This is a genomic window from Embleya scabrispora DSM 41855, from assembly GCF_000372745.1.
In the GTDB taxonomy this organism is placed as follows: Bacteria; Actinomycetota; Actinomycetes; order Streptomycetales; family Streptomycetaceae; genus Embleya; species Embleya scabrispora.
The window spans coordinates 13,241-39,385 of sequence record NZ_KB889561.1; the positions used below are offsets into that span (position 1 = coordinate 13,241).

General features: G+C 70.4%; 22 protein-coding genes. 11 read left to right on the forward strand and 11 right to left on the reverse strand.

Annotated elements, in window-relative coordinates:
* Positions 1 to 137 precede the first annotated feature (137 nt).
* Together A3IC_RS0100085 and A3IC_RS0100090 are read right to left on the reverse strand one after the other, a co-directional pair.
* The gene (locus A3IC_RS0100085) at positions 138 to 638 is read right to left on the reverse strand and encodes a universal stress protein (protein ID WP_020548017.1); all 501 of its coding nucleotides are present in this window, start codon (positions 636 to 638) and stop codon (positions 138 to 140) included.
* A gap of 4 nt (positions 639 to 642) precedes the next feature.
* Positions 643 to 1,899 carry an SLC13 family permease gene (locus A3IC_RS0100090; protein ID WP_026217698.1) on the reverse strand — a complete coding sequence of 419 codons (1,257 nt, stop codon included), beginning with the start codon at positions 1,897 to 1,899 and terminating at the stop codon, positions 643 to 645.
* Between the two features lie 244 nt (positions 1,900 to 2,143).
* On the opposite strand from A3IC_RS0100090, the gene A3IC_RS51675 reads away from it, so the two are divergent.
* Positions 2,144 to 2,623 (forward strand): GNAT family N-acetyltransferase, encoded by a 480-nt coding sequence (locus A3IC_RS51675; protein ID WP_020548019.1) that lies wholly within the window; start codon positions 2,144 to 2,146, stop codon positions 2,621 to 2,623.
* A 166-nt stretch (positions 2,624 to 2,789) separates the two neighbouring features.
* Positions 2,790 to 4,247 (forward strand): alkaline phosphatase PhoX, encoded by a 1,458-nt coding sequence (locus A3IC_RS0100100; protein WP_020548020.1) that lies wholly within the window; start codon positions 2,790 to 2,792, stop codon positions 4,245 to 4,247.
* A 710-nt stretch (positions 4,248 to 4,957) separates the two neighbouring features.
* Here A3IC_RS0100100 and A3IC_RS0100105 read toward each other — a convergent pair.
* On the reverse strand, positions 4,958 to 5,473 hold the full coding sequence (locus A3IC_RS0100105) for a winged helix-turn-helix transcriptional regulator (protein WP_191864152.1): 516 nt from the start codon (positions 5,471 to 5,473) through the stop codon (positions 4,958 to 4,960).
* A 152-nt stretch (positions 5,474 to 5,625) separates the two neighbouring features.
* On the opposite strand from A3IC_RS0100105, the gene A3IC_RS0100110 reads away from it, so the two are divergent.
* Both A3IC_RS0100110 and A3IC_RS0100115 read left to right on the forward strand, forming a co-directional pair.
* Positions 5,626 to 7,029 (forward strand): MFS transporter, encoded by a 1,404-nt coding sequence (locus tag A3IC_RS0100110; protein WP_020548022.1) that lies wholly within the window; start codon positions 5,626 to 5,628, stop codon positions 7,027 to 7,029.
* A gap of 5 nt (positions 7,030 to 7,034) precedes the next feature.
* The gene (locus A3IC_RS0100115) at positions 7,035 to 7,538 is read left to right on the forward strand and encodes a GNAT family N-acetyltransferase (RefSeq protein WP_158695756.1); all 504 of its coding nucleotides are present in this window, start codon (positions 7,035 to 7,037) and stop codon (positions 7,536 to 7,538) included.
* Between the two features lie 153 nt (positions 7,539 to 7,691).
* Here the strand turns inward: A3IC_RS0100115 and A3IC_RS0100120 are convergent, their stop codons facing one another.
* The gene (locus A3IC_RS0100120; RefSeq protein WP_020548024.1) at positions 7,692 to 8,750 is read right to left on the reverse strand and encodes a protein kinase family protein; all 1,059 of its coding nucleotides are present in this window, start codon (positions 8,748 to 8,750) and stop codon (positions 7,692 to 7,694) included.
* Positions 8,751 to 9,109: 359 nt separating this feature from the next.
* Between A3IC_RS0100120 and A3IC_RS0100125 the strand changes: the two genes are divergently transcribed.
* On the forward strand, positions 9,110 to 10,207 hold the full coding sequence (locus tag A3IC_RS0100125) for a MerR family transcriptional regulator (protein ID WP_026217700.1): 1,098 nt from the start codon (positions 9,110 to 9,112) through the stop codon (positions 10,205 to 10,207).
* A gap of 52 nt (positions 10,208 to 10,259) precedes the next feature.
* Positions 10,260 to 10,574, forward strand: a complete 315-nt coding sequence (locus A3IC_RS51680) for a respiratory nitrate reductase subunit gamma (protein WP_020548026.1) — start codon at positions 10,260 to 10,262, stop codon at positions 10,572 to 10,574.
* 153 nt (positions 10,575 to 10,727) lie between these two features.
* Here the strand turns inward: A3IC_RS51680 and A3IC_RS0100135 are convergent, their stop codons facing one another.
* The gene (locus A3IC_RS0100135; RefSeq protein WP_026217701.1) at positions 10,728 to 10,940 is read right to left on the reverse strand and encodes a cold-shock protein; all 213 of its coding nucleotides are present in this window, start codon (positions 10,938 to 10,940) and stop codon (positions 10,728 to 10,730) included.
* Positions 10,941 to 11,109: 169 nt separating this feature from the next.
* Positions 11,110 to 11,370, reverse strand: coding sequence for a helix-turn-helix domain-containing protein (locus A3IC_RS0100140; RefSeq protein ID WP_079026193.1), 261 nt, complete (start codon positions 11,368 to 11,370; stop codon positions 11,110 to 11,112).
* Positions 11,371 to 11,667: 297 nt separating this feature from the next.
* On the opposite strand from A3IC_RS0100140, the gene A3IC_RS51685 reads away from it, so the two are divergent.
* Entirely contained in the window at positions 11,668 to 13,143 is a 1,476-nt protein-coding gene (locus A3IC_RS51685) for an amino acid permease (RefSeq protein ID WP_079026154.1), read from the forward strand.
* Between the two features lie 234 nt (positions 13,144 to 13,377).
* Positions 13,378 to 14,079 (forward strand): hypothetical protein, encoded by a 702-nt coding sequence (locus A3IC_RS0100150; RefSeq protein ID WP_026217702.1) that lies wholly within the window; start codon positions 13,378 to 13,380, stop codon positions 14,077 to 14,079.
* A gap of 254 nt (positions 14,080 to 14,333) precedes the next feature.
* Here A3IC_RS0100150 and A3IC_RS0100155 read toward each other — a convergent pair whose 3' ends face one another.
* Together A3IC_RS0100155 and A3IC_RS0100160 are read right to left on the reverse strand one after the other, a co-directional pair.
* Positions 14,334 to 15,605 (reverse strand): phosphatase PAP2 family protein, encoded by a 1,272-nt coding sequence (locus tag A3IC_RS0100155; protein ID WP_040875945.1) that lies wholly within the window; start codon positions 15,603 to 15,605, stop codon positions 14,334 to 14,336.
* Between the two features lie 383 nt (positions 15,606 to 15,988).
* Positions 15,989 to 16,390: a RidA family protein gene (locus tag A3IC_RS0100160; protein ID WP_020548031.1), complete on the reverse strand. Its 402-nt coding sequence runs from the start codon at positions 16,388 to 16,390 to the stop codon at positions 15,989 to 15,991.
* 99 nt (positions 16,391 to 16,489) lie between these two features.
* Here A3IC_RS0100160 and A3IC_RS0100165 point away from each other — a divergent pair, with 99 nt between their 5' ends.
* Positions 16,490 to 17,464 carry a helix-turn-helix transcriptional regulator gene (locus tag A3IC_RS0100165; protein WP_020548032.1) on the forward strand — a complete coding sequence of 325 codons (975 nt, stop codon included), beginning with the start codon at positions 16,490 to 16,492 and terminating at the stop codon, positions 17,462 to 17,464.
* Positions 17,465 to 17,645: 181 nt separating this feature from the next.
* Here A3IC_RS0100165 and A3IC_RS0100170 read toward each other — a convergent pair whose 3' ends face one another.
* Together A3IC_RS0100170 and A3IC_RS0100175 are read right to left on the reverse strand one after the other, a co-directional pair.
* Positions 17,646 to 18,266: an L-threonylcarbamoyladenylate synthase gene (locus tag A3IC_RS0100170; protein ID WP_020548033.1), complete on the reverse strand. Its 621-nt coding sequence runs from the start codon at positions 18,264 to 18,266 to the stop codon at positions 17,646 to 17,648.
* A 315-nt stretch (positions 18,267 to 18,581) separates the two neighbouring features.
* Positions 18,582 to 20,831 (reverse strand): RICIN domain-containing protein, encoded by a 2,250-nt coding sequence (locus A3IC_RS0100175; RefSeq protein ID WP_052173150.1) that lies wholly within the window; start codon positions 20,829 to 20,831, stop codon positions 18,582 to 18,584.
* 1,260 nt (positions 20,832 to 22,091) lie between these two features.
* On the opposite strand from A3IC_RS0100175, the gene A3IC_RS0100185 reads away from it, so the two are divergent.
* Positions 22,092 to 23,084 (forward strand): hypothetical protein, encoded by a 993-nt coding sequence (locus tag A3IC_RS0100185; RefSeq protein ID WP_020548035.1) that lies wholly within the window; start codon positions 22,092 to 22,094, stop codon positions 23,082 to 23,084.
* Between the two features lie 209 nt (positions 23,085 to 23,293).
* Here A3IC_RS0100185 and A3IC_RS0100190 read toward each other — a convergent pair whose 3' ends face one another.
* Positions 23,294 to 24,091, reverse strand: coding sequence for a metallophosphoesterase family protein (locus tag A3IC_RS0100190; protein WP_020548036.1), 798 nt, complete (start codon positions 24,089 to 24,091; stop codon positions 23,294 to 23,296).
* A gap of 460 nt (positions 24,092 to 24,551) precedes the next feature.
* Here A3IC_RS0100190 and A3IC_RS51690 point away from each other — a divergent pair, with 460 nt between their 5' ends.
* Positions 24,552 to 25,679 (forward strand): FUSC family protein, encoded by a 1,128-nt coding sequence (locus A3IC_RS51690; RefSeq protein ID WP_020548037.1) that lies wholly within the window; start codon positions 24,552 to 24,554, stop codon positions 25,677 to 25,679.
* The last annotated feature ends 466 nt before the right edge of the window (positions 25,680 to 26,145 follow it).

A 26,145-nucleotide genomic window follows, 5' to 3' on the forward strand; every position in this document is an offset into this window, starting at 1 on the left:
CCCGCGAACGGAGCAACGTCCCGGCCCACGCCGAGGGCACAGCGCCGACGAGCGGGTCGCCCGCCTCCTCAGGGTGGAGGGGAAGGGCCATGCCGGGAGGGTGGCCTACATCCGCACCGTGGCCTGCCGCCCGCGGCCTACCGGTGGGGCGGTGGGTCGGGAGGCGGCGGTGGGATGCCGGCGAGGCCGGGTGCGGCCTCGGGCCAGACCAGCAGGACGGGGCAGGGGGCGTGGTCGACGACGAACCGGCTGCCGGGACCGAGGCTCTTCGGTCCGAGGTGGGTGCGGTCGCCGTCGCGCGCCAGGATGAGCAGGTCGGCGCCTTCGGCGGCGGCGACGACCTCCCGCTCGATCCGCCCGGATCTCTCCGACTGCGTACAGGGACGGCCCAGATGCTCGGCGGCGGCTCGAAGGAGTTGCCGGGCGGAGGCGGCCCCCAGATGCTCCAGGCGGGTGCCGGGGTCGCGGTCGCGGTGGCCGCGGCCGAGCAGCCCGGCGTATGCCCCGTGCGCGGCACCCGGGACGTCATGGCCGGTGACGTGGAGCAACGTGATGTCGGCACCCTCGGGCACGTGTTCGCGTGCGGCGTCCACGCAGGCGGGCCAGGTGCCTTCGACGATCCAGGCGATCACGGTCACGGGGTCAGCCTCCCAGGGCGAGCAGCGAGACCCACAGTGCCGTCACCGCCCCGACGAGGGCGGCAGGCACGGTGAGCAGTCCGAGCCGGGTGAACTCCTTGATGTCCACGTCAGTGTCGTGCTCGCGCACGATCCGGCGCCACAGCAGGGTGGCCAGCGACCCGGCGTAGGTGAGGTTGGGCCCGATGTTCACCCCGAGCAGTACGGCGAGCACGGCGCCGGGGCCGGCGGGCGCGGTCAGTGGCAGCAGCACCAGGACGGCGGGCAGGTTGTTGATGACGTTCGCGAGCACTGCGGCCAGCGCGGCGACGGCGAGAAGGGCGGGCAGCGCGGTGCCCGCGGGGACCAAGTGGCCGAGCACGTCGGCGAGGCCGTTGTCGACCACCGCGCGGACCACGATGCCCAGGGCGAGGACGAAGGCGAGAAAGGGGACGCTCGCGGCACGGACGATCGCGGTGGGGGTGGTGCGGCCCTGGGCCAAGGCACGGCCGGCGAGGACCGCCGCGCCGGCCAGGGCCGCCCAGGCCGGGTTCATCCCGAGCGCGGAGGTCAGGACGAAGCCGGCCAGCGTGCAGGCGACCACCACCAGGACGAACGCCGGCAGCTCGGGTGCCTCGGCGGCGGGCGGCGCCTGCGCGCCGGCATCCAGGTCGGTGGCGAAGAACCGCCGGAAGACCATGTACTCGACCGTGATCGCAACCAGCCACGGCAGCGTCATCAGCGCGACGAAGCGGGTGAAGCCGAGCCCGCTTGCCGCGAACGCCAGCAGGTTGGTCAGGTTGGACACCGGCAATAGCAGTGAGGCCGTGTTCGACAGATGGGTGCAGGCGTACACGTGCGGCTTGGGGCGGGTCCCCAGCCGCGCGGCGGTGGCGAACACCACGGGGGTGAGCAGCACCACCGTGGCGTCCAGGCTCAGTACCGCTGTGATCGCCGACGCGACGGCGAAGACCTGCACCAGCAGCCGTCGCGGCCGCCCCGTCGCGGTGCGGGCCATCCACACCCCGCAGGCTCGGAACAGCCCCTCGTCGTCGCACAGTTGGGCAAGCACGAGCACGGCGGCCAGGAACCCGATCACCGGCCCCAGCCGCTCCGCCTCGGCGCGGGCGTGCTCCAGTGAGATCGCCCCGGTGCCGATCACCACGGCGGCGGCCGGCAGCGCCACGACCGCCTCCGACCGGCCCCACGGGCGCACCACCGCACAGGCCAGGACTGCCGACAGCAAGACGACGGACAGGGCCTCCGCGAGCGACGTGTTCAGGATCAGGCACCCCCGGACGGGCAACGGAATCGGCCCTACATCGAACCAGACCCCTTCCCGGTCGACGCCAGGGGCCGCCGGTAGTGATCTCCCGGACCTCACGGGCGGCGCAGCGCTCGACACAACGTCGGCAATGCACGCAGGTCGGGACGGCCTGTGGCAGGTGGTACGGCAGGCGTGGGGCGGTCCGCGGCAGGGGCCCGGAGCAGGACGGGCTTCCGGTGCGACCTGACAGCATGGGCTCATGGACGTCGCAGTGAACCTCGGCGAGATCGGTGTGCGCCGCGCGAGTGAGTCGGAGTCGGACGCGCTGGTCGGGATCGACACGGTCGCGGCCGAAGGTGACATCGAGCGGCAGGCGAGCATCCGAAAGTGGTGCCGGCAGGGTCTGGTGGTCGTAGCGGAGGACGCGTCCGGCCTGCTTGGCTATTGCGTGGTCGAGCACACGTTCTTCGAACAGGGCTTCGTCACGATGCTGATGGTGGCCCCGGCGGCCCGCGGCAGAGGAGTCGGCCATCGGTTGCTGGACGCCGTGGCCGCCTCGTGCACAACCCCGAAGCTCTTCACCTCGACCAACGTCTCCAACCAGCCGATGCAGCGACTGCTCCGACGCGCCGGATGGAGTCCGGTCGGCCTTGTGCACGGCCTCGACGAGGGCGACCCCGAGCTGTTCTACCTCTGCCGACCGCGGACCGCGGAGCGCGGGGATGCACCTGTGACCTGAAGCGGACCGCACGAGTTCGTCGCGCCGGCGCATCTGCGCACCGGGCTCCCGTCGTTGACGAGAACGTTCGCGCGGGGTCTGGCGACACTCACTCTACGCGAGTAGCGTTTCGGCATTCGTTCGTCCACCCGGCCGCCCGACGGGCCGTCGAGGAGGTTGTACGCCTGTGGACCGTCGTCGTTTCCTGTCCCGTGGCGCCGTGATCGCGGCCGGCGCCGCCGCCGTCGGCGGACCCTTCCAGGGCCTCGTCGCGAGCGCCGCGCACGCCACCCCGGGAGCCGCCGGCCCGAGCACCGACCGCGGACGTCCCGGAAGCGGCGGATACGGCCCGCTCCTGCCGGTCCCCGACGAACGCGACGGCGCGGTACGGCTGCACCTGCCCGAGGGCTTTCGCTACCGTTCCTTCACCCCGGCCGGCTCCCCGCTCACCGACGGCAGCCCGACCCCCGGCAAGCACGACGGCATGGCCGCCTTCCGCGGGCGCCGCGGCACGACCGTTCTCGTCCGCAATCACGAAGTGAACGGTCCGGTGGGCGCCTTCGGCGACGTGGCGCACGCCTACGACCCGGCGACGGGCGGCGGCACCACCACCGTCGTGGTCGACCGGTACGGCACCGTGCAGTCGTCGCGTGTCAGCCTCAACGGCACCCAGATGAACTGCTCGGGCGGTCCCATGCCGTGGGGGTCGTGGCTCACCTGCGAGGAGACCGTCAACGGTCCCGATGTCGGCAACGACTTCACCGGTGCCGACAACAAGAAGCTCACGCGCAAGCACGGCTACCTGTTCGAGGTGCCGACCGACGGCGTCTCGACGCGGGTGCCGATCCGCAGCGCCGGCCGATTCGCCCACGAGTCGGCGGCGTTCGATCCGATCAGCGGCGCGGTGTACCTGACCGAGGACAACTTCGGCTTCGCGTCCGGCTTCTACCGATACCTGCCACCCGTCAGCCCCTGGGTCGGCGGTCGGTTGCGCGACGGCGGCCGACTCCAGATGCTCGCGGTGCGAGGACGTCCCGGGATCGACCTGTCGGCGGCGCAGCGTCCCGGTGCGGCGTACGACGTGACCTGGGTCGACATCGACGAACCCGACCCCACGTTCGCCCCGGGCACCACCAACGACCAGGCCGTTCAGGCCGTCGGGAACCAGGGTCGGGCCCAGGGCGCTGCGCTTTTCTCGCGACTGGAAGGCGCGTACCACCAGCGTGGCGTCGTCTATTTCGTCTCCACGCAGGGCGGCGCGACCGCGCCCGGCGAAGCGGCGCCCGACGGGTTCGGCGACGGGCGTGGACAGGTGTGGGCGTACAACACCGTCACACGGCGCCTTCGGCTCGTGTACGAATCGCCGACCGCGACGAAGCTCGACCTTCCGGACAACGTCACCGTCAGCCCGCGTGGCACGCTCGTGCTGTGCGAGGACGGCGACGGGGACAACTTCCTGCGCGGCCTGACCGCGGACGGCCGCGTCTTCGACCTGTCGAGGATGGAACCGGTCACCGGCGACCCGGGCGCCGAGTTCGCGGGCGCGACCTTCGGCCCGGACGGGCACACCCTGTACGTCAACATCCAGTCCAAGTCGGGCATGAGTATCGCCATCTGGGGGCCCTGGCACCGGGCGGGCTTCTGACGGGTCCCCACGGCGTGGAACCGGACCCGGCGAGACGGGGAGGAAGCCGGGTCCGGGCACGGCTCAGGCAACGTGGCTTGCCTGCCCGGCACCCGAGGCCGGGCGGAACACGGCGGGGCGAACGGCCGTTCCGGCGAATCTTCCTGTCGGAACCGGCCGTTCGCCCCTTCGAAGTCTCAGGCCGCCGACGACCGGCCGCGAGACGCCGTATCGAACCGACCGCGAACGGCTCGAACGAGGGCCGGGACCGGCCGAGTCGTCGATCCCGACCACCGAACGCACCGACGAACCTCGCCGCCCCGCACACCCTGCCGTCCGACCCGCCTTGAACTCGGTGGCATTGCGAAGCAGGTCCGAACCGGCACCACCGAAACCACGCACCCGACCCGGGTGACCCCAGGTGACCGGCCGGGAAGTCCGAAGACAGGGAAGCTGCTCGACCAGCTGTTCCTCCAACTCGCCCGGCTCGGCGCGGCGCACGACGATCTTCCTCGGCACATCGGGATCCACCATGAGCCGGAGCGCAGGAGCGAGACAGACAGCGACAGAGCGGAATCCGCAAAGACCTCACCGCCGGACGATCCACACGCCGGACTGCCGCCCGCCGCCGGCACGAGCCCCCGATAGCCCGCCAGGCCAGTCGTCTCTGACCAGCACGTTCGAAGATGGCGAAGCCTCAGGGATGACGATACGGATGACGACGACGTCGGTCAGGAAGCCGTGTCCGGTTGTTGCGCCTGTTTCGGTGCCCGCCATGCGGGATTCCTCCGGACGCCGACCTGTTCCAGGTCGAGCACGTCTCCGGCTTCGCTGCGCAGTTCGACGTGGACCGGGACACCGGTTTCGTGGTCGACGTAGTGCAGCGGCGCCGTGCCGTCCTGCAGGTGCTTGTCGCCCCACTGCATCAGGGCCACGATCACCGGGAACAGGTCGCGGCCCATGTCGGTGAGCACGTACTCGTCGCGGGTGCGACCGCCGTCCTCCCGGTAGGGACGCTTGGCGAGCAGGCCGGCCTCGGTCAGGCGCCGCAGCTGCTGGGCGGCGGCGCGGTCGGTGATGCCGATACGGCCGGCGAAGCCGCTGAACCGGGTCGTGCCGTAGCAGGCCTCGCGCAGGATCAGCAGCGCGGAGCGGGTTCCGACCACCTCCAGCGCCTTGACCAGCGAGCAGTGGTCGGTCTTCCACGCGCCGAGATCGGCAAGCGCACCTTCCATGACAACCGGCATGGAGTCCATGGTACCCGCCGCAACTTGATCCTTGTATAGCCAGACCCTGGCTACCTATACTCACGGATAGTCAGCCAGCTTCCCGATCCCGGAGTGGGAGGCGGAGCGCTGCCTTCGACCGGACATCCGGTACAGATCGCAAGGGGATTCCCATGGCCACGCAGACCACACCATCCACCGAGGGCGTGCGACCGGACCCCGGCAGACCGTCGGTGATCACGTTCGTCGTGTGCTCCGCGGCGTTCGTGGCGATGCTCGACGTGTTCGTGGTCAACGTCGCCTTCAACGACATCGGCGCCGATTTCGACGCGCCGCTCGCGGACCTCAGCTGGGTCCTCAACGCCTATGCCATCGTCTACGCGGCGCTGCTGGTCCCGGCCGGACGCCTCGCCGACCGGTACGGCCGCAAACCGGCGTTCCTCGCCGGACTGGCCTTGTTCACCGTTGCGAGCGCCGCCTGTTCCTTGGCGCCCCAGCTGTGGTGGCTGGTGTTCTTCCGCGGGGTACAGGCGGTCGGCGCGGCCATGCTCACCCCGGCGAGCCTCGGGCTGCTGCTCACCGTGCTGCCGACCGAACGCCGGGCCGGAGCGGTCAGGATCTGGGCCACCACCAGTTCGTTCGCGGCCGCGGTCGGCCCGGTGGTCGGCGGCGGCCTGGTGGAGCTGTCCTGGCGCTGGGTGTTCCTGATCAACATCCCGGTCGGCGTGGCGGCGTTCGCGGTCGCCCACCATGTGCTCCCCGACCTGCGTGACGCCTCGGCCGTGCGCATGCCGGACCCGCTCGGCACCGCGGCGCTGGTCGTCGCCTTCGGCGCGGTCTCGCTGGGCCTGGTCAAGGGCCAGGAGTGGACATGGACCGGGGCGGCGACTGTCGGCACCTTCGCCGTCGCCGCCGTCGGCATCGCGGTGTTCGTCGTTCGAATACTCAGCCACCCGGCACCGGTCGTGGATCCGGCCCTGTTCCGAACACCGACGTTCGTCTGGGCCAACATCACGGTACTGATGTTCTGCACCGCCTTCGGCGCGGTCTTCCCGTCCGTGGTGCTGTGGCTGCAAGGCCCCGGCGGCTACTCCACCCTGGTCACCGGCTTGGCCATTGCCCCGGGCCCGCTGATGGTGCCGCTGTTCGCGGCCGTCGGCCGGCGCTTGGCCACACGGCTTTCGGCCGGAGCCCTGGTGGCGGCGGGGAACCTGCTGTTCGCCTGCGGTGCCCTGCTGCTGGCCGCCGGCGCGTCCCCCGATACCCGGTACGCGACGCAGATCCTGCCGGGCTGGCTCGTCATCGGCGTCGGCATCGGCCTGGCCATGCCCGTCATGCTCTCCCAGGCCACCGTCCAACTGCCCGCCGCCCAGGCCGCCACCGGCAGCGCCGTGGTCAACACCAGCCGCCAGCTCGGCTACGTCCTCGGCGTCGCCATCCTGGTCGCCGTCCTGGGCACGGCCGGCACCGCGCACGATCCGGCGCACACCTTCCAACACGCCTGGTGGTTCATCGCCGCCACCGCCGCCGGGTCAGCCGCCACGGCCTACGGCATCACCGGCCGCACCCGGAGCTGATCACCGTGACCACCGTGGTCGCGTCCGACACCGTGCACCTGCGCTCGTGGCGCGCGGACGATATCGACAAGCTCGGCCGGGCCGTCTCCGGCATCTCGCAGAACGCACTCGCCCGGCGATTCGGCGTGCCGTGCAGCACAATCCCCGACTGGTACCCGGCCGGGATCGCCGAAGGCTGGGCGCGAAGCACTTGGAACGCGTACGTGGCCGAGAGCAGGGGCCGCATCGTGGGCTGGGCGGAGTACGGACTGAACAGCGATCCCCACCACGCCGACCTCGCCGCCCTGGTCTGCGACCGGTATCAGGGAAACGGTCTCGGCACGCGGTTGGTCAAGGAAGTCGCGTCGCTGGCCCAGGCGGCCACGGTGCGTGTGTTGCACGCCCAGATCCAGGTCGGAAACCAGGCCGCGCGCAAGGCGCTGTACGCGGCGTTGCCGGACCTGCGGTACACCGGACTGCAGGACGGACAGTGGCACTACGTCATGCACCTCCCCGAGACATCAAGCTGAACGAAGCCCGGGTCACCCGCCACCGACTCAGGCTCTTCGGTGGCGCCGCGCCGCGATTCGGGCTGCCGGCGGTGTACCTCGACCCGCCGCCGGTCCGGCGAGCCGGTCCGGCGCACCCGACACGGGTGGCGGCACGAATACGCCTGCTGCCCTTCAGCCGATCGACGAGCCGAACATCCCACCGATCCGACGGATCTCCTCCAGCGGATACGCGGTCTCCCTGCTCTCGTGCCGGAGTTCGCGAAAGAAGTCCGCCATCACTGCGGTGAGCGGCGCGTGGCGGGCGATGATCGCCGCGGCCGCCTCCGGGATTCCCGTGGGGCGCTCGCCTCGGGCATACGCTCGAACCCGCGCCTCCCGGTCGTCTCTCCCATGCCCGTAAAGGGCCGTGACCAGCCAGTTCACCAGGTAGGTGATCGAGTAGCAACGGTCATAGGTCCGATGCCGGTCGAAGAAGCCGGCCTCCTCCCACGAGAGCTCGAATCGGGAGGAGACAGCAAGGCCGTAGTCCGCGAAGTAGAGGCGCTTGCCGTCGGTCAGGATGTTCTCGAAGTGGGCGTCGAAGTGCAGAAGGCCGCGGCCGTTCATGAACGTCGTTCCCGCTGCCAGGTCTCTCCGCACCATGCCGCAGGCCCGGTCGGCGGCCTCGTCGCCGGCGTGCATCTGCCGGCCCAGCCACTGATGCAGGTTCTGCGGTATGTACTCCAGAAACAGTGCGACGCTCGCGGAGGACTGCTCGAGAGCCTCGATCCGGCGGCGCACCGCTGATCCGCCGCCCCAGTAGGCGACGGCCCGTTCGACGTCGGCCAGTTCCTCGGGCAGAGGCGTCGAATCCGGCAGCACTCGCCAGTGATACATCAGCGGAAAGCCCTCGTACTCGCCTGCGAGCACCCAGTTCGTCGTCATGGTGTGCACGGCGAGTTCCCGCCAGGCCCCGAAGCTCGGCCCGCCGATGCCGTACTGGCAAAACACGGGCAGCGCGAACAAGTTCGCCGTGGACCGCACGCTCTCCGGTCGCATCTCCACATCGGTGAGGGGCACACGCTTCACGAAGACCGGGGTTCCGGCGACTTCCAACAGAGCCGACTTCCCGCCGATACCGGAACCGATCGGCTCCGCCTTGTCCAGCAGTTCGCGCAGCGCGCCGTCACTGCACCGGGCCAGCGATGTGGAAACGGCGCCATGCGTGGCGAAACGCGCACCGCGCGACATGTCAGGGCACTTCACTGCTGCCTCCATCCGGGCACCGACCTCGATCCTTTGTCGCCTTCATCATGGCTTGGGCGAGGCCGACGTGGAGTCCTCGACCTCGCCGAACCGGCCTTCCTGGTGGGCCTCGACGACGCCTGCGCCGAGATTGCGGCGGATGTCGACGAGCCGTGCCCGTTGGGCCGGGTCCGGTCTCGTAGTGGGTATCCAGCACAGGTTTCGCTGCACCGGACCATCGCTCCGGCTTGCCGGAGTCGCCCCGGATCGGTGCTTGGCGTTCGGCTGTTGCTGCCGTGAGTGAGGCTCTTGACCCTCACGTGGCGTCAGGCCGCATAGTCGGTGCCGTGGAGAATCACTGGACCGTGGGACGTGTGGCAGAGCTGGCCGGCGTGAGCGTCCGCACGCTGCATCACTATGACGAGATCGGACTCGTTCGGCCGTCGGCGCGGACCGTGGCCGGCTACCGGGCCTATTCGGCAGGCGACGTCGAGCGGCTGCGGGAGGTGCTGGCCTACCGACGGTTGGGCTTCGGGCTGCGGGAGGTCGCCGAACTGGTCGGCGACCCGTCCACCGACGCAATCGCGCACCTGCGCCGACTGCGCGGCCTGCTGCTGGAGCGGCGTGATCGCGCCGACGCCATGGTGACGGCCATCGACCGGGAACTCGAGGCACGAGCGAAGGGATTGAAGGTGACACCGGAGGAACAACTGGAGATGCTCGGTGCACGGCTGTACGACACGATCGGCGGCGCCTACACCGCGACACGGCGTACCGAGCCGCAGATCGCCGCGCAGATCTGGGACGCGCTCGGGGACGCGCAGACGGTGCTGAACGTCGGGGCCGGCACCGGCTCCTACGAGCCTGCCGATCGCGACGTGATCGCGGTGGAGCCATCGGCGGTCATGCGGGCGCAGCGGCCCGCCGGCTCGGCGCCGTGCGTGGCCGCCGCCGCGGAGAGCCTGCCGTTCGAGGACGACTCCTTCGACGTCGCGATGGCCGTCTCCACCGTTCACCACTGGGGAGACCCGATGGCGGGGCTGCGCGAGATGCGGCGCGTGGCCCGCCGCGTGGTGGTGCTCACGTTCGACACCGACGAGCCCGGATGGCCGGACCGGTTCTGGCTTACCCGCGACTACCTGCCCGAGTTCGCCGCCGTCCTCGCGGAATTTCCCTCGCTTGCCGGGATGGCCGACGCGATCGGCGCCCGCGCGGAACCGGTGCTCATCCCGTGGGACTGCGCTGACGGCCTGTTCGAGGCGTACTGGCGCCGACCGGGGGCGTATCTGGAGGATCACGTGCGCCGTGCGATGTCGGTGTGGACGAGGGTCGGGCCGGAGGCCGAGCAGCGGGCGGTACGAAGCCTCGGCGACGACCTCGAATCCGGCCGGTGGGCCGAGCACAACAGCGACCTCGCCGACCTCGACGCGGCAGATCTCGGCCTCCGATTGCTCATGGCCTGAACCGCGTCGCAGCATCGGTGTCATCGCTGTTCCCGGCCGGCCCGCCGGCCACATGCCGGGCCTGGCAGCCACCGTGTCCGCCAACATCGTCGGCGACGGTTACGACTATCGGACCACCATCTCCCCCTGGTTCCGGTCGATCTTCCACCTGCGGCCCGACCCCGCGCCGATGACCGGCGTGCCCCTGCTGTTCCGGCTCCACGCGCTCAGCGCACTGGCGCTGTTCGCCGTCCGGCCCTGCACCCGGCTGGTCCACATGCTCACCGCTCCGCTGGGGTACGTCACTCGCCCGTACATCGTCCACCGCAGCCGCGACACGCAGCTGGGCTCGCGGGCTCCCCGGCGAGGATGGGAACGCGCCCGCTGAACGACCACCACGACCTCGTCCGTGCGACGTCATCGAGGAAGGTCGTGAGGCGGTCGTCACCGTCCACGCAGACCGGGCGGCTCGGTTCCCGACATCCGGCCTCGCCACCAGGCGCATCGAGCCGGTCGACCGGAGGAACCCGACCGGGCGGGCTCAGCCCTCCGCGAAGACCTCGTCCGCCTGCATGCCCTTCTGACCCTGCACCGCGACGAAGCTCACCTGCTGACCTTCCTTGAGGCTCTTGAAACCGTCCCCCTGGATCGCCCTGAAGTGCACGAAGAGGTCCGGACCGCTTTCGGGGGTGATGAAACCGTATCCCTTCTCGTCGTTGAACCACTTCACGGTGCCGGACTGCCGATCCGCCATGTCCACTCCCTCGAATCCGTGCTCGGGTCGGGCTTGCAGGACGCCCGACAAGCCGATCATCCACGGTGGGGGGACGAAAGTTGCGGAATTCAAGACGTCCGGCGGACAAGTGTCGGACCGGGCGCAGCGCTCCGGCCGCAACGTCGCCCCCCTCGGCGAGCTCGCGCCGCTACGTCCCGGTGCCGCGGGCACGGGCACGGGCACGGGCACGGGCACGGGCACGGGCACGGGCACGGGAGGCTGCCGGTGTCTCGCCCGCGCGATGGCGGAAGAACTTGGTGAAGACCGAGGAGTCCGGGAAGCCCAGCCGGTCTCCAATGGCGCCGGCGGGCAACTCGGTGTGCAAGAGCAGCCGTTTGGCCTCCGGTACGACGCGCACCCTGACCCGCGCCACCGCCGTCGCCGTCGGACTGGGCGCCAAGGCCTTCATCGACGACCCGGTCGACTGCTTCCGGAACAGTTCCACGGCACCGGTACCGACAATTGGGCCGACTACGGCTGTCGGTGATCCCGCCTCGGCGCAGCCGCCGTGACCTACCGATCACTCCACGTAGTGTGTCATAAGTCTCATCAGAGGATGAATGCATTGTTCAACGGACCAAAGACGACATAACTTCCTCCGGGCTGGTGACGTCGCGCACATCGCCGTCGGCCGTCGGGATCCGTATCGCGCATCCCGTTCTCGCATTCGCGAACCACAAACGCCCCCCAGGCGAGGAGCTACCGCATGTCAACGCAGGTCCCCGAACATCGGAAGACCGCACCCCCGAACGTGATCGAGGCGTCGTCTCCCGCTGGGCAGGGCCTCAGCGGCGGACTGAAGAACCGCCACCTGTCGATGATCGCCATCGGCGGCGTGATCGGGGCCGGCCTCTTCGTGGGCTCGGGGTCGGGCGTCAACAAGGTCGGTCCGGGCATCCTGATCTCCTACGCCCTCACCGGCCTGATGATCGTCTTCGTCATGCGGATGCTCGGCGAGATGTCGGCGGCCAACCCGACGAGCGGCTCCTTCTCCTCGTACGCCGACCGAGCCTTCGGCCGCTGGGCGGGGTTCACGGTCGGCTGGCTGTACTGGTTCTTCTGGGTCGTCGTACTCGCGGTGGAGGCCACCGCCGGCGGCGCGATCCTGCACGGTTGGGTGGGCGCCGTGCCGCAGTGGGCCTTCACCCTCGCGGTGATGGTGCTGCTGACCGGGACCAACCTGATCTCGGTGGGCTCGTACGGCGAGTTCGAGTTCTGGTTCGCGGGCATCAAGGTCGTCGCGATCGCGGCGTTCCTGGTGATCGGCGGGCTGGCGATCTTCGGCGTGCTGCCGGACACCGACCCGGTCGGCCTGACCAACCTCACCGGCCACGGCGGTTTCCTGCCGAACGGATGGGGCCAGATTCTCTCCGGCATGCTGCTCGTCGCGTTCTCCTTCATGGGCAGCGAGATCGTCACCCTCGCGGCGGGCGAGTCCAAGGACCCGCGACGCGCGGTCACCCGCGCCACCAACAGCGTGATCTGGCGGATCGCGCTGTTCTACCTGGGCTCCATCCTCATCGTGGTCACCCTGATGCCGTGGGATTCCAGCGCCGTCGGCGCGAGCTCGTACGTGGCGGTCCTGGACCACCTGAACATCCCGGCCGCCGGCCAGATCATGAACGTCATCGTGCTCACCGCGGTGCTCTCGTGCTTCAACTCGGGCCTGTACAGCGCGTCGCGCATGGCGTTCTCGCTGGCCAAGCGCGGCGACGCGCCGCGGGCCTTCGGCGCCGTCAGCCGTAGTGGTGTCCCGCGCAATGCCGTCCTGGCCTCGGTGGTCTTCGGCTTCGTCGCGGTGATCTTCAACTACACCTCGCCGGACACCGTCTTCGACTTCCTGCTGAACTCGTCCGGCGCCATCGCCCTGTTCATCTGGCTGTCGATCTGCCTCACCCAGCTGCGCATGCGCCGCATCCTGGAGCGCGAGGCGCCCGAGAAGTTGACCGTGAAGATGTGGGGCTTCCCGTACGTGACCTACGGCACCGCGGCATTCCTGCTCTTCGTGATCGGCTACATGCTGTACGACGACGCCGGCCGCAAGCAGATGCTGCTCTCCCTGCTGGCCGCCGCCGTCGTCCTGATCACCTCCCTCGTTCGCCGGCGCCGCGCCCCGGGTGCGGAGCCGAGCGTCGCGGCCGGGACCCCGACAGGCGCCGTCGCACCGTCGTCCGCCTCCTGACCCCGGGAACCTCCCGATCAGGGCGTACAAGCGCGGGAGGCCCGTCCGGACCCCGGACGGGCCTCCCGCGCTTGCGTCCGCCTGCCGGCCACGCCGTCGGCAGGCAGGCGGCGAGCGGCAAGGGCGCGCACCGAGAGACACCGGTGGTACGACCACGTCGACTGCGAACCGGAAGCGTGCCCCGCCGGTTGTCGACGCGGGGAACCGGACATCGGGCCCCGACGTCACATCACCATGGCCGAGTCGAACGCACGACCACCCGCCACACGGACGATCCGCGTCGTCACCGCCGCACTGATCGCCGCCGTCTGCATCGCGGTCGGACTGTGGCTCCTGCTCACCCGCGGTGACGACGACAAGCCCGCGGCAGGAGGACCGATCCGAACGGCATCCGACATACCGGTCACCGCACCGGTCACCGCTTCGCTCACCTCACCCGCCGCCCCCGCAGGAACACCGGTCACCCCGGGCGCCACCCCATCGAGCACCACACCCCCGGGCACCCGGTCCCCCACCATCCCCGCCGACGGCCGCCTCGACACCCGAACCATCTCGTTCACCGACGCCCGCGGCCTCCCCAAGGTCTTCGCCGTCGCCGAATCGGCAGCCCAGGACGCGAACGTCCTGGCAGGCGTGTTCGCCGGCAACCCGAGCAAACGCCCGCCGGAGCCCACCCCCGCGACCGACTTCGCCCACAACGTCGTGGTCTCCGTGACCGTCGAGGCAGGCTGCCTCGACCCCGAGGGCGCCCGGCTGTACGCGGACCGGAACCGCCTCAGGCTCGACGTGCGCCTCCCCGATCGCAAGGCCCCGCCGGAATGCCTCGCCCCGTACATCCGGCTCGCGCGCTTCGAAGTGCCGCGCACCTCGATGCCGAACCGACCGGTCCTGGACGGCAGAACGCCGGGAATGCCGACCGCGGACACCCGCCCCTGACCGGAACACGGATCCGTGGTCGAGGGTGCGCCGCCCACTGGGTCGAGCAGGTGCGCGCGGTGCTCGGGGCCACGGCCGATCCGAAGGCACCCAACGAGGTCGAGGTCTCACGGCCCTCGGACGCGTTGGCCGCCAAGCAGGCGGCGGCCGAGGCCCTGACTGCCGGGTTCCACGTCCCCGGCGCTCGCCGCCACGGACGACCCCGATCGGCTCTTCCGGCAGGGCCGGTTCGAACGGGCGTGGGCGCACGGCGATCACGCCGGCAGGAGTTGCGATTCCGAGTGCTCCGCCGGCGCCGCCTTGGGGTCCCACAGTCTGGTGGTCCGCACGTAGCAGGCGATGACCGAGGTCATCGCCAGAATGAGCAGTGGTCCGAACACCCACGGATGTCCGGCCATCTCCGTCGGCAGATAGCGGTACGACACCAGGAGCACCGCGAAAACCGTCGCGCCGTAGATGACCAGTCGGACTCCCGGCCGGTCCCAGCCACGGCCGAACGAGCGCATCGCCGCCTCGATGGTGAGCGCGAACACCACACCGGCCACGAGATCAACGCCGTAGTGGTAGCCGAATCCCAGGGTGGCCGTGAGCGTGCCGATCAACCAGAAGGTTCCCGCGAATCGGAAGAACCACGAGCCCCTGCGGGAATGGATGAAGAGCGTGGTGGCCCACGCCGTGTGCAGGCTGGGCATGCAGTTGCGGGGGGTGATCTCGTCGAACCGTATGGGGTGCGGGGTGCCGATCGGCGGCAGGGTGTCCGGCCACAGGTTGCCCACCGCCCATTGCCCGCCGTCGGTGCCGTAGGCGAAGACCGGTCCGACCACGGGGAAGATCATGTAGATGCTTGGTCCGAGCAGACCGATGACCAGGAAGGTGCGCACCAGGTGATGGCTCGGGAAGCGGCGCTCGACCGCCACGTTGCGTAGTTGGTACAGCGCGATGATGGCCGCCGCCAGCGGCAGCTGACCGTAGACGCCGCCGAGGACGTGGGCGCCGGTCGGGCCGGTGGCCTCCACCATTCGGCCGACCATCCACGACGGGTCACCCAGCGCGTGATCGGCGGTTGCCACGTACTGGTCGAGCACAGCCGGGCGGGTGAGCGACGTGATGTGCAGCCAGGTGTCGCCTGTCTTGTGGCCTGCCACCAGCAGCAGTCCCAGCCCGACGCCCTTCAACAGCAGAACACGTTCCCGGCCGGTGCGGCGCGTGACGGCGATGACCGCACAGCCCAGGATCACCCACAACGCGCCGTTGCCGAAGTTCATCCGGGCGTCGACCATCCACCGCACCGGCCAGATGGCGACGTCGATGGCGATCGCGGCGCCGGCCGCGATGAACCGCTGCCGCCAGGTGAGCACCACCATCGTCAACGCCAGGCCGGCGTACAACAGCGGCCCCGAGCTGGGAGCGAATATCACCTCTCGCGCCTGATTGGTGATCGGCCCCGGCAGGCCGTGGCGACGTGCGACGATCTCCAAGGTGACGAGAAATCCGAGGGCCGCCACACCCCCTGCGGCCCACAGGATCACCCGCGACCGACACCGCACGGCGGTCGTGGTTCTACGACTTGTTCGCGAAAAAGTCCGCACTATTATGGATATCAATTACTTGGCCGCTTTGTTGGATTTCAGTAAATGATCACCCTTCGCGCCGGTTTGCATGGATTTCTGGTGAAGGAGGGCGCTCGGGTGATCGTCGTGAGTCGGATGATGTTATCGGAGCGGCGCGGATGAGCTTCGCCGGTCCGGCGTTCCCGGGATCATGATCCGGAGTCTCGGACCCTCCCACCGGACGCCGCAGCCCGCCCGGGCTGCTCGAACCGAGGTCCGCGGTACGAACACGGTCCTGGTCACAGGGGGCCGGCCAACCCCCCGTCGGGTCGAACAGCCCGGGTACGGGCGGCGCCGGGTCAGGGTCGGGCGGCGAGGGCCTCGACCTCGAACAACACGTCGGGCGCGGCCAGACTCGCGACACCGATGAGGGTTTGCGTGGGGGGTTTCGTACCCCAGCCCTTCTGCACGGCCTCGGCGATCGGTCCCAGCTTGGTGACGTCGTGGTCGACCACGTACGTCCTGAGTTGGGCGACGTGGCTGAGGTCGAGTCCATGGGCGGCCAGAGCGACTTCGATGTTGCGGAACGTCTGCTTCACCTGTTCGGTGAAGTCGGCCGAGACGACCGCGCCGTCCGGGCCCGACGCGTACTGGCCCGCGACGAGCACCAGTTCCGTGCCCGCGGGGACGGTGGCGGTGTGGCTGTAGCCGAACGGGGTCGGGTCGTGCAGACCGTCCGGGTTGACGATGGCGTGTGCCATGGCGGGTCACCTCTCGTGTGTGGTGGGGTTTTGTGGTGCCTGGTAAGCCTGTCAACGAATCACGACATCCTGTGTCGTGTATTCCCGTAGAGTTTTCGTGTGCGCGCGGATCGGTTGGTATCGCTGGTGTTGCTGCTGCGGCAGCACGGTCGGTTGTCCGCGGGCGCGCTGGCGCGCGAGTTGGAGGTGTCCACTCGCACCGTGCTGCGTGACATCGAGGCGCTGTCCGCGGCCGGCGTCCCGGTCTACGCCGAACGCGGGCGGCACGGCGGTTTCGTGTTGCTGCCGGGTTTCCAGACCGAGCTCACCGGGTTGAACCACGACGAGGCACTCGCCCTGCTGGTCGCCGGATCGCGGCGCGGCGCGCAGGCGTTCGGTCTGGGCTCGGCGCTCGCTTCGGCCATGCGCAAGGTGGTCGACGCGCTCCCGGAGAGCGATCGGGCCACGGCGGCCGGCGCGGTGCGGCGATTGCTCATCGACCCGGAGATCGACCTCCTCTCACGTCGGTCGGCCGCCGATGAGGTGCCCGACGCCGTCGTGGCCGAGGTCCGGCGCGCGGTGCTCGCCGGACACAGGTTGCGCATCCGCTACGCGGCCGCGGACCAGAGCGCGAAGTGGCGCACGGTGGACCCGATCGGCCTGGTCACCGTGCGCGACCAGGGCTACCTGCTGGCCACCAGGGCCGGCGCGGACCGCACCTACCGGCTGTCCCGGGTGTCGGCCGCCGAGGAACTCGCCGAACCGGCACAGCGACCGGAGCGGGTCGATCTGGACCGGGCCTGGCAGGAACGCAGCACGCGGTTCCGCACCGGCGGCGAGCAGGTCGTTGTGCTGGTACGGGTGAACCCGGCACGACGCGAGGAGTTGGTGGGCACCGCGCTGGCCGTCCGCGCCGAAGAAGCCGACGCGGACGGCTGGTTGCGGCTGGAGGTGACCTTCCAGGATCCCAGACACGCCGAATGGGCGCTGTGGCAGCTCGCCACGAACGCGGAGGCCCTGGCCCCGCAGTGGTTGCGCACCTCCCTGCGCAATCGCGCCGCCGCGACCGCCACCTGCTACGAAGCGTCGCCCTGAGACGCCTTCCTGCCCGCCACGGCCTTCCCGCCGACCCCGGGGGTTGCAACCGATGTTGCAGGCATGCGCCGCCGATGGGGCGGCGATCGCGGTGCACGGCGGTGGGCGGGCCTCGAACGGCCGGGCGCCCGGGTCGGCGGCTCGACCCGGGCGCCGGCGTCTTCGCCCCCTGACCAGTCCGCTACTCGAACCGCGCGGTGTCGCCCGCTCCACGGCGTACGATCTCGGCCTCGTCGCCGGAGAAGTCGATGACCGTGGTCGGCCGGGTGCCGCAGTCGCCCGAGTCCACCACGGCGTCCACCACGTGGTCGAGCCGTTCCTTGATCTCCCAGCCCTGTGTCAGCGGCTCGTCCTCGCCGGGCAGGAGCAGCGTGCTGGACAGGATCGGCTCACCGAGTTCGGCGAGCAGGGCCCGGGTGACGACGTGGTCGGGAATCCGGACGCCGACCGTCTTCTTCTTCGGGTGCAACAGTTGCTTCGGCACCTCGGACGTGGCGCGGAGGATGAAGGTGTAGGGACCGGGTGTCGATGCCTTGATGGCACGGAACACGTCGTTGTCCAGGTATACGAACCGGCCCAGTTGAGCGAAGCTCTCGCACACCAGGGTGAAGTGGTGCCGGTCGTCGAGGTTGCGGATCGTCCGGATCCGGCCGATGCCGTCACGGTTGCCCAATCGGCATCCCAGCGCGAAACAGGAATCCGTCGGGTACGCGACGAGCGATCCGGAGCGGATCAGGTCGACCACACTGCCAATGGTGCGCGGCTGGGGGTTCTCGGGGTGCACATCGAAATACTTCGCCATCCGCCGACCCTACGGGGACGAACCCCGCTCCCGGCCAACGGATGTCCCCAAGCCTGCTCCGGAAGACACGACGGGGCCACGCTCGGCGCTGGTGCTGTCGGCGTGGACGTCGGTGACTCTCCCGGTGCCCGCCTCGCGCTTCGCTGTGCCGATGCCGGCGTTCGGTCCGGAACGCTTCCCGGTGGGCAGGTATCGGGCGCGCTCCCTGCCCCGCGGGCCCGCCCTCCGTCCATACGAGGCGGAGGGCGGGCCCGTGCGGGCTTCCCGATCACCCATCGGCGTGCCGACGCGGGCGCGTCAGGAGTCGACGGAGGATCAGCCGATGGTCCAGTGCTGGAGTGCCGAGCCCGTGTCCGGCTGCTGGGTGACCATGGCCCCGTCCGTACCGGCGGCGGTGGTCAGCAGCAGACCGCTGAGTTGGGACTTGATCGTGTAACTCCCGTCGGAGCGGCGGGTGAACAGCCACCGCTGGTTGCTGCCGCTGCCACAGGCCCACTGGATGACCTTGCCGCCGGGTGCGGTGGAGTGGTCGGCGACGTCCGCGCACAGCTGCGAGTGGCCGTTCGCGATCCGATAGCTGCCGTCGGACTGGCGGGTGAGGATCCAGTTCTGGTTGGTACCGCCGTTGGGGGCCCAGGTGATGAGCTGGGTGCCCTCGGCGGTGGAGCCGTTCGGGTCGTCGAGGGCCTTGCCCGAGGCCACCAGGGTGTGGGTGCCCTCCACCGGATCCCCCGGAGCCGACCCGCTCGCGGTCAGGGTCAGGGTCTGTTCACCCGCGCCGCGAAGACCTCCGGCCGGGCTGTTGGTGGTGTCGCTCCAACTGCGGGTCGGGGTCGTCTCGGCGAGCCGCCCGGACTCGCCGGACAGGCCGATGACCAGGCCGCTGTAGCGGTTGACCAGGCGGAAGGTGCCGGTGGCCGTGTTGTCGGAATTCTTGGTCGCGACGACGAACCACTGCTGTCCGACGGTGGGCCCGCCCGAACCGGCCGCGACGGCGGTGGGCTTGGCGCCCCAAGCGCGCCCGGCCTTCGTGGTCGAGTCGACGCCCAGGAGGTGGCCGGTGGCGGCGTTGGCGATCCGGTAGGAACCGTCACCGTTGGCGGTGAACACCCAGGATTCCAAGGCGTTCGCGGTGGTGGAGGCCACCGAGGTGGTCGCCGACGTGCCGGAGATCTGGGCCAGCGCCCGGCCGCCCGCGCCGCTGATCCGGTACGCCTTGCTGACGTCCACCGGCGGCGCGGCGGGCTTGGAGGAGGCAATGGTGAGGTCGACGTATTCGCCGGAGGCGTTGTTCTGGCACTCGAACGCGCAGTAGGAGCGGAACGTCCGGCCGACGATCGTCGAGTTGGTCCGGTTCGCGCCGTCGAGGAACCACCGGTACCAGGACCGGTTGGCGTAGCTGCCGGTGTCGCCGATCAGATGCCACTTCTGGGTGGCCAGGTCGTCGGTGACGTACAGCTGCTGCGGGGCAGCGGGGCCGACGGCCTCGGGGGTGCCGAGATAGAGCCCGAGGTAGGCGTTATAGGTGATGTTCATGACGAACAGCGGCGATTTCGACGGGAGTTTCCCGGCCGCGATCTGCCGGCTCACCGAGCCGCTGTTGGCAGGATTGTAGTCGTTGGCGATGGGCGTCCAGCCGCTCTGGCCGGCGCTGTCCACCGGCACCGTGTTGCTCTCCCGGCCGCCCACGCCCGGCTGCGACCAGGCACCGCCGTACCACTTCTGCCACGAACCGGGCGCCATCTTCTGTGCGATCGGCGCGCGCGCCACGTGCGCGAGACTGTCCTCCCAGTTACCACCCTTCGCCACGATCCGCGAACCGTAGTAGACGTAGAAGTAGCCGGAGGCGGTGTCGACGAACAGCCGCTGGTCGCCGTTGCCGTAGTTGTACGTCTGGTTCGGGAACTGGGCGGTGTCACCGCGCTTGGTGCTCCACGGTGAGGTGATCACATGGTCCTTGATGGTCCACGTCCGGCCCTGATCCTTGGAGACCGCGTAGTCGATCGCGTCGTAGTGGATGCCGTCGCCGAACGGCTGGGGCGTGAACTCGTTGTGCACCAGGCCGTACCAGTCACCGGTGTCCGGGTCGACCCAAACCCCGGACAGATCACAGTAGTTGCGCTGCGAGTAGCCCGATCCGGAAGGCGCGTACGTCGCCTCGACACCGGTCGGACTGTTGTTGCAGCGCGAGGTGGTGTCGTTGTTGCGGTCCCGGGAGTCGGCGGGGTTCACGGCGTCGCTGATCGCGCTCGACCTGGTGGCGGTGTCGAAGTCGGTGCCGGTGAAGAAGTCCCAGTAGCGCACGTCGTCGGCGCCGTACAGCGCGGCGGACTGTTGGAAGTAGAAGGTGCCGTCCTTGTCGACGAACGTCGAGGCCGGGGTGTCCGTCGGATGCGTGTACCGCACCGGGGAGCCCACGGTGACGGTGTACGTGGCGGCCGGCGGCGGCGCCGAGGCCGGAACCGGTGCGATGCCGGTCAGCGCGAGCACGAGCGCGGACACCAGTGCGGCGGAGGCGGAAACCGCTCCCGGTTTCCGCCTCGGTCGTGGGTAGGGCAGGGGCATGGGCACTCCTTCTGCGACAACGCACAGTCGTGGGGGTGGTGGGGCGCGGACACATTCCCTGCCCTCCGCCGGCACGGAGCCAGGCCCTGGGAGCGGTCCGGGAGTGCGGGAGCACGGGACACCCGCAAGGAGGGGCGTGCCGCCACGGTGCACATCGGGCCGCACTTCATTGCGGGTATCGCTCTTCGCTCTTGACCCCGAGTGTGCCCACCCGCCTCCCGGCGGGTCCACGGACAAAGCATCGGCCGGACTTGGACTTTTGTACCGCGCCGAGCACCTCGCCGGGCGCCGGCCTCGCGGCAATCCGCGCGCGGCAGGCCGGCGGAGATTCGGTGGGCCCGGCCAGGCCCGGCCCCGCCCCGTGCACCGGTCCGGTCGGGGTGAGGTATGGGTACGCGACATCCAGGTCTGGAAGTGCGGGGCCCGCGCGCTGAGTTCGCCGTGCTCCAGCGCGTCGGAGTGCGCAAGCTCCCGGCCGGGGTGGCCCACACCGAGGCGACCGACACCCACGCCGCCGAAATGCGGCTGACGTACGGCTACCGCAGGAGTGCGCCGCGCAGGGCCGGTCCGTCGTATCGGCGCAGGCCTCGGGCCTCGTAGAACGACACGATCGGCACCGACACCGGCGCGCCACCGCGTCCTGCACGCGACCCGGGCGGGAGGGGCGAAAGACCCGCTTGGCGACCGCGATCGGGCCGATCCTGCGGTTCAGGCGCTGCAACCGGGCCGTGGCGGGCCCGGCGAAGTTGGCCGCGCCGGCGGGTAGCCCCAGTGCGGGGCCGGCGCAGGCGGCTCGCCCCGGCCCGAGGGCGAGCCCCAAGCCCGCCGCCGGGGTGGGTCGTTCCACTCGTCGTCGCGCCCCCGTACTCCCTCATCGTTCCCCGCCCATATTTCGCTGTTACGGCCGTTTCGGGTCGCATCGCCTCCGGCGACGACCGGAAGCCTCCCTACCGGTCCACCTGTGCGCTCCCCTTCCTCCCACCGGCCGGCAATCGGCCCCCGGCCGAACAAGTCGATCCATGCCGGGAGATGCGGCTGTCGGCGCGCCGCCAACCGCCGCGCGCACGAACAGCCGTGTGGCCTCCTGCTCTTGTGGTGCTATAGGCAGATGTGATTACCCCGGGAACGGGACCACCGGCTACTTTGATGCCGTCCGACCGGAGCTGTACGAGAACGTCCCGCTCGACGGTGGTTGGTTCGGATCCCGCGGCGGCGCCCGTCCTCCGGTTCCACGCCACCTCCGCCCACCCGAGGAGACACATGTCCCGCCGCGCCCGTAAACATCGCCGCCCCTTACCCATCGGCCTGATAACCGCCTGGGTCGCCACTCTCGTCGCCCTCGTCGCACTGGGACCTGCCGGCCCCGCCGGCGCGACGGGCGCGCAGCGGTCCGACGCCGTCCCCTCGCCCACCGCGCCACATCGGGGGATCGTTTCGCAGAACGCGTCCGACGCACCGACTCCCGGGCGTGACGCGGCCGTTCATGCCTTCGTCGAGCAGCGTGCCAAGCTGCGCGCGACGCTTTCCGGCGACTCCGCCGGCACGCCGAGCGACGCCGCGGCGACCGGCGCGGACGCGAGCCTCGCGCCGACACACAACTTCTGGGGCGTCTTCCCGCAGCCGGGCACCCATGACGGCATCACCGCGACGCACAGCGTGGATCCGTCGTACCGGGTCACCAACTCGCAGAACTTCACCTACGCCCCGACCACCAAGGCGCAGAACTCGTGCATGGAGGTGGTCACCGCGTACTGGAGCCAGGGCGCCGAGATATGGGCGTGGGACTGGTGCGGCACGAGCGGCCCCGCCAAGACCCTCAAGGTGAATGCCGACTTCCTGGCGAAGTACACCACCACCGCCAACGGAGTCACGTCCTACAGCGTGCAGTTGACCAAGGACGCCACCTCGGGCAACTCCTGGTCGTCCTATCTGTACAACCACCGCACGCAGGTCTGGGAGTTGCTGTTCCGCTCGTCCGGCACCGACCAGAGCTCACTCGACCACGGCTGGGACATCTTCGAGATCTACGCGACGGTCAACCCCGCCACCGGCAAGGGCTATTTCTGCACCGAGGCGCGCAGTACAGCCTTCGACAGCGCCGACATCAAGCTCCGCAGGGGCGGCGCGTGGCAGCTCGCGACCTCCACCGACTCGCCCTGGACCAGTACCAACCCGCGCGGCAGCGACTTCCTGTGCCCGTCGCTTGCCTTCACCCGAGCCGCGCAGAACCACCACTGGACGGTGCACCCCTGATCGTCCCCGCCACCGAGCGCCGGACGGGCGGCTCGCCCCCGTCCGGCGCATCACCACGATCCTCCGCAACGCCGGCCACCGCCGCATCCACTTCGACGACCTCCGTCACTCTCGCGGCTCACCCCACCGAGGTCGACGCCGTCGAACGCCCGTGACAACGCGGGCGAGCGTCGCCGGCGGCGAGTCGGTCTCATCGGTCTCGGCACCTTTCAAGGCGTCAGTAGTACGGCGCGGGCGTCGACGTTGAGGACGTGTCCATCCATGGATGCGCAGACAGGGGCGTTCCAGTGCACGTGTCCGCAGACGGTCAGGGCGGGTGGCCGGAGCCGGAGCCGGACGCCGATTTCGGCCCGGCCCGGCCGGTCGTCGGCGTCCGGGCCGGCGGGTCCCTCGTGCAGGATCAGCACCGAAGGGTCCTCTCCCAGCACGCGGCCGAGGAGGTCGATCTGGGCGCGCTCGGCGCGGCGGCCGGGTCGGGCCGGGTCGCCGATGATCCGGCCCACCCCACCGAAGCGGACTCCGCCCAGGTCCACGCAGTCTCCGTCGAGCAGCCTCACGTGCCCACCGGCCTCGGCCAATTCCGCCGCCGACACCAGGTCGTGATTGCCGGCCACGCCGACCACGAACGGACAGCCGGCCGCCGCGAACGCCCACCACACGTCCCGGACCGCGCCGCCGACCCCGCGTCGATCCGCCGCCGGCGCCGCGTACAGGTCACCGGCCAACACCACGCCCACCCGCTCCGGCGGCGGCGCCGACCCCTCCTCGGCCCATACCGTCAGATAGTCGGCCAACGCGACGCCCAACAACACCGGCGGCCCACCCCACGGCGAGGGCGCAACCCCCTGGAGGTCACCGACGACCAACACCGCATCGCACCCGGACGGCACCCGATCCACCCGCAGCCGCCCCACCGGCAGCCGCGCCCCCTCGCTCCCACCCCCGGCCCGCGCCCGCCGATAGCCGACCTCGGTCAGCCCCACCAACTCCCCCGCCACCACGCGCATCCCCGCACGATAGATCCCCCATCTCCTCACCTACAGCCCATTTCCCCGCAGCCGGCCCTCCCGGCACGAACTCGGGGCCCGAGGAAGGCGCAGGCCGCGGCACCCGGTCGGCAGACAAGCGCCGGTTCGGCCCCGGGCGCGGCGACGGCCGGGCATACTCCTTCAACGGACCGCCAACACGTCTCGATGTCGGCTGTTGTCGAGGCCGAGCCAACGGCTCCGCAGCACGCCGTGCCGTACACGCCGCCTGTTTCGCCGGTCGGCCGTTGCCATCACCGGTGCGCGTCACGCCGGCTCGGCGTGTGTACACGGCTCGGCCGGACAGGCTCGTCCCATGTCTGAAGATTCTTGGATCGGGCGAATTCGTGGTGTCCCGAGGTTGGTCGGGACCGAGTTTCGAGGCATCGGGCGCTCCGCGTCACGGGCCTGGAAGAGCCCCGGGCGTGAGCGTGATCTCGTCGTGCAGTCCGCCAAGGCGGCGCTCGCCGCCATGCTCAGCTGGGCGGTGGCAGGGTGGTGGCTGCAGGCGCCGATGGCGATCATGGCACCGTGGGTGGCGATCCTGCTCGTCCAGGCGACGGTGTATCGCTCGGTGGCGCAGGCGCCGCAGATCATGGTCTCGATGGCCTTCGGAACGCTGATCGCCGCGTTGGCGTGGGTCGCCCTCGGAAGCACGATCGGGGCCATGGCCGCCGTGTTGCCGATCACGATGCTGCTGGGGAACTGGCGGCGGTTCGGCGAGCAGGGCATGTACAGCTCGACCAGCGCGCTGTTCGTACTGTCGTACGGGCCGGTCACCACCGCGACCGTGGGGCATCGGCTGGGCGAGGCGCTGCTCGGCGCGGCGATCGGGCTCGGGGTGAACTTCCTGCTCTGGCCGCCGGTACACCTGCGGGACAGTCGACGGGCCGCACTGGCCGTCGCGGACGAGATCGCCGAGATCCTGGCGGACGCCGCCGACGGGCTGCGCGACGGATGGGACACGGCGGCGGCGGAAGCCCGATACCGCAGGGCGCTGCGGGCGTTTCGCCGATGGGAGGATTTGCGCTCCGCCACCGAACACGCGCGGGAGAGCGTCCGGATGAACCCGCGCATCCGCCGGCACGGTCCGGTACCCGAGCTCGATCACGGCTGCATCCCGGCTCTGGAGGCCCTGGTGACACGCACGATCGCGATCACCAGGACGATCCGCGACGCCGCGCGCCGGGATGGAGCCGACCTGACCCCCGACGGCGAAACCCTCGCACCCTACGCGGAGTTCCTCGATGTGCTCGGGCGTGCCGTGCGGGAGTACGGACGCGCGGTCGCGGCTGGCACCGGCGGCCTGCCGGTGCCGGCCGACGAGGCGGACGCGCACGGCGCCCGAGTACGACACCTTCGCAGGGAACTGGCCCGCGCGGGGGAACTGCACGCGGTACTCGCCGAGCGCCTTCCCCGCGCGGCCAAATCCGGGCCCGTCATGACGGCCCTGACCGGCTCCCTCCTCGCCGAGGCGGGCCGCATCCCGGACGACCTGGCAGCCACCTCCGAGCCGGGCGACGACCGTCGTCCGACTCCGGAGGGAAAGGCCGACCTCTCGCGTCAGTGATCCGGCCCTCTTCGGCTCCCACCACCACACGCGTGAGGCGGGCCGTGGCCTCCTGGGCGCCCGTGGTCCGAGCGTGCGTCGACCGCCCTCGCCCCATCCGGCCGACCGGCATCCCCTGGTCGGCAAGTCGCGGCGAGGAGGGAGTTTTCGGGCGCGGGTATGGAGATGGGTGACAACGGCGGTTGCGGTGGTCCCGTCCGGAAGCGGGGATCCGCGCTCACCGTCGTGCAACTGTGCTTCACACTCGGGCGGTTCGACGCCGTACGGCTTCACGGCGGGTGGCTCGTCCCACACCCGTCCGCACGCCGACCACCGCCCCCCGACGGGGAGTTCGGGCGGCGACCGCAACCGGTGACACCGGTGGGTTCCCGCCTTGGAAAGCCGGCCACCTCGCGGGTGCCGCCGGTCATGGGGCGGCCGGGGATGTTCGTGTCGGTGGCGGCGGCGTCCCCGCACACCCGCGATG

Bases quoted from the DNA above. Each gene is read 5' to 3' on its own strand.
- A3IC_RS51675 (WP_020548019.1), top strand. From the start codon at position 2,144: ATGGACGTCGCAGTGAACCTCGGCGAGATCGGTGTGCGCCGCGCGAGT.
- A3IC_RS0100105 (WP_191864152.1), bottom strand. From the start codon at position 5,473: ATGCCGGTTGTCATGGAAGGTGCGCTTGCCGATCTCGGCGCGTGGAAG.
- A3IC_RS0100110 (WP_020548022.1), top strand. From the start codon at position 5,626: ATGGCCACGCAGACCACACCATCCACCGAGGGCGTGCGACCGGACCCC.
- A3IC_RS0100120 (WP_020548024.1), bottom strand. From the start codon at position 8,750: ATGTCGCGCGGTGCGCGTTTCGCCACGCATGGCGCCGTTTCCACATCG.
- A3IC_RS51680 (WP_020548026.1), top strand. From the start codon at position 10,260: ATGCCGGGCCTGGCAGCCACCGTGTCCGCCAACATCGTCGGCGACGGT.
- A3IC_RS0100135 (WP_026217701.1), bottom strand. From the start codon at position 10,940: ATGGCGGATCGGCAGTCCGGCACCGTGAAGTGGTTCAACGACGAGAAG.
- A3IC_RS0100140 (WP_079026193.1), bottom strand. From the start codon at position 11,370: ATGAAGGCCTTGGCGCCCAGTCCGACGGCGACGGCGGTGGCGCGGGTC.
- A3IC_RS51685 (WP_079026154.1), top strand. From the start codon at position 11,668: ATGTCAACGCAGGTCCCCGAACATCGGAAGACCGCACCCCCGAACGTG.
- A3IC_RS0100150 (WP_026217702.1), top strand. From the start codon at position 13,378: ATGGCCGAGTCGAACGCACGACCACCCGCCACACGGACGATCCGCGTC.
- A3IC_RS0100160 (WP_020548031.1), bottom strand. From the start codon at position 16,390: ATGGCACACGCCATCGTCAACCCGGACGGTCTGCACGACCCGACCCCG.
- A3IC_RS0100170 (WP_020548033.1), bottom strand. From the start codon at position 18,266: ATGGCGAAGTATTTCGATGTGCACCCCGAGAACCCCCAGCCGCGCACC.
- A3IC_RS0100175 (WP_052173150.1), bottom strand. From the start codon at position 20,831: ATGCCCCTGCCCTACCCACGACCGAGGCGGAAACCGGGAGCGGTTTCC.
- A3IC_RS0100185 (WP_020548035.1), top strand. From the start codon at position 22,092: ATGTCCCGCCGCGCCCGTAAACATCGCCGCCCCTTACCCATCGGCCTG.
- A3IC_RS0100190 (WP_020548036.1), bottom strand. From the start codon at position 24,091: ATGCGCGTGGTGGCGGGGGAGTTGGTGGGGCTGACCGAGGTCGGCTAT.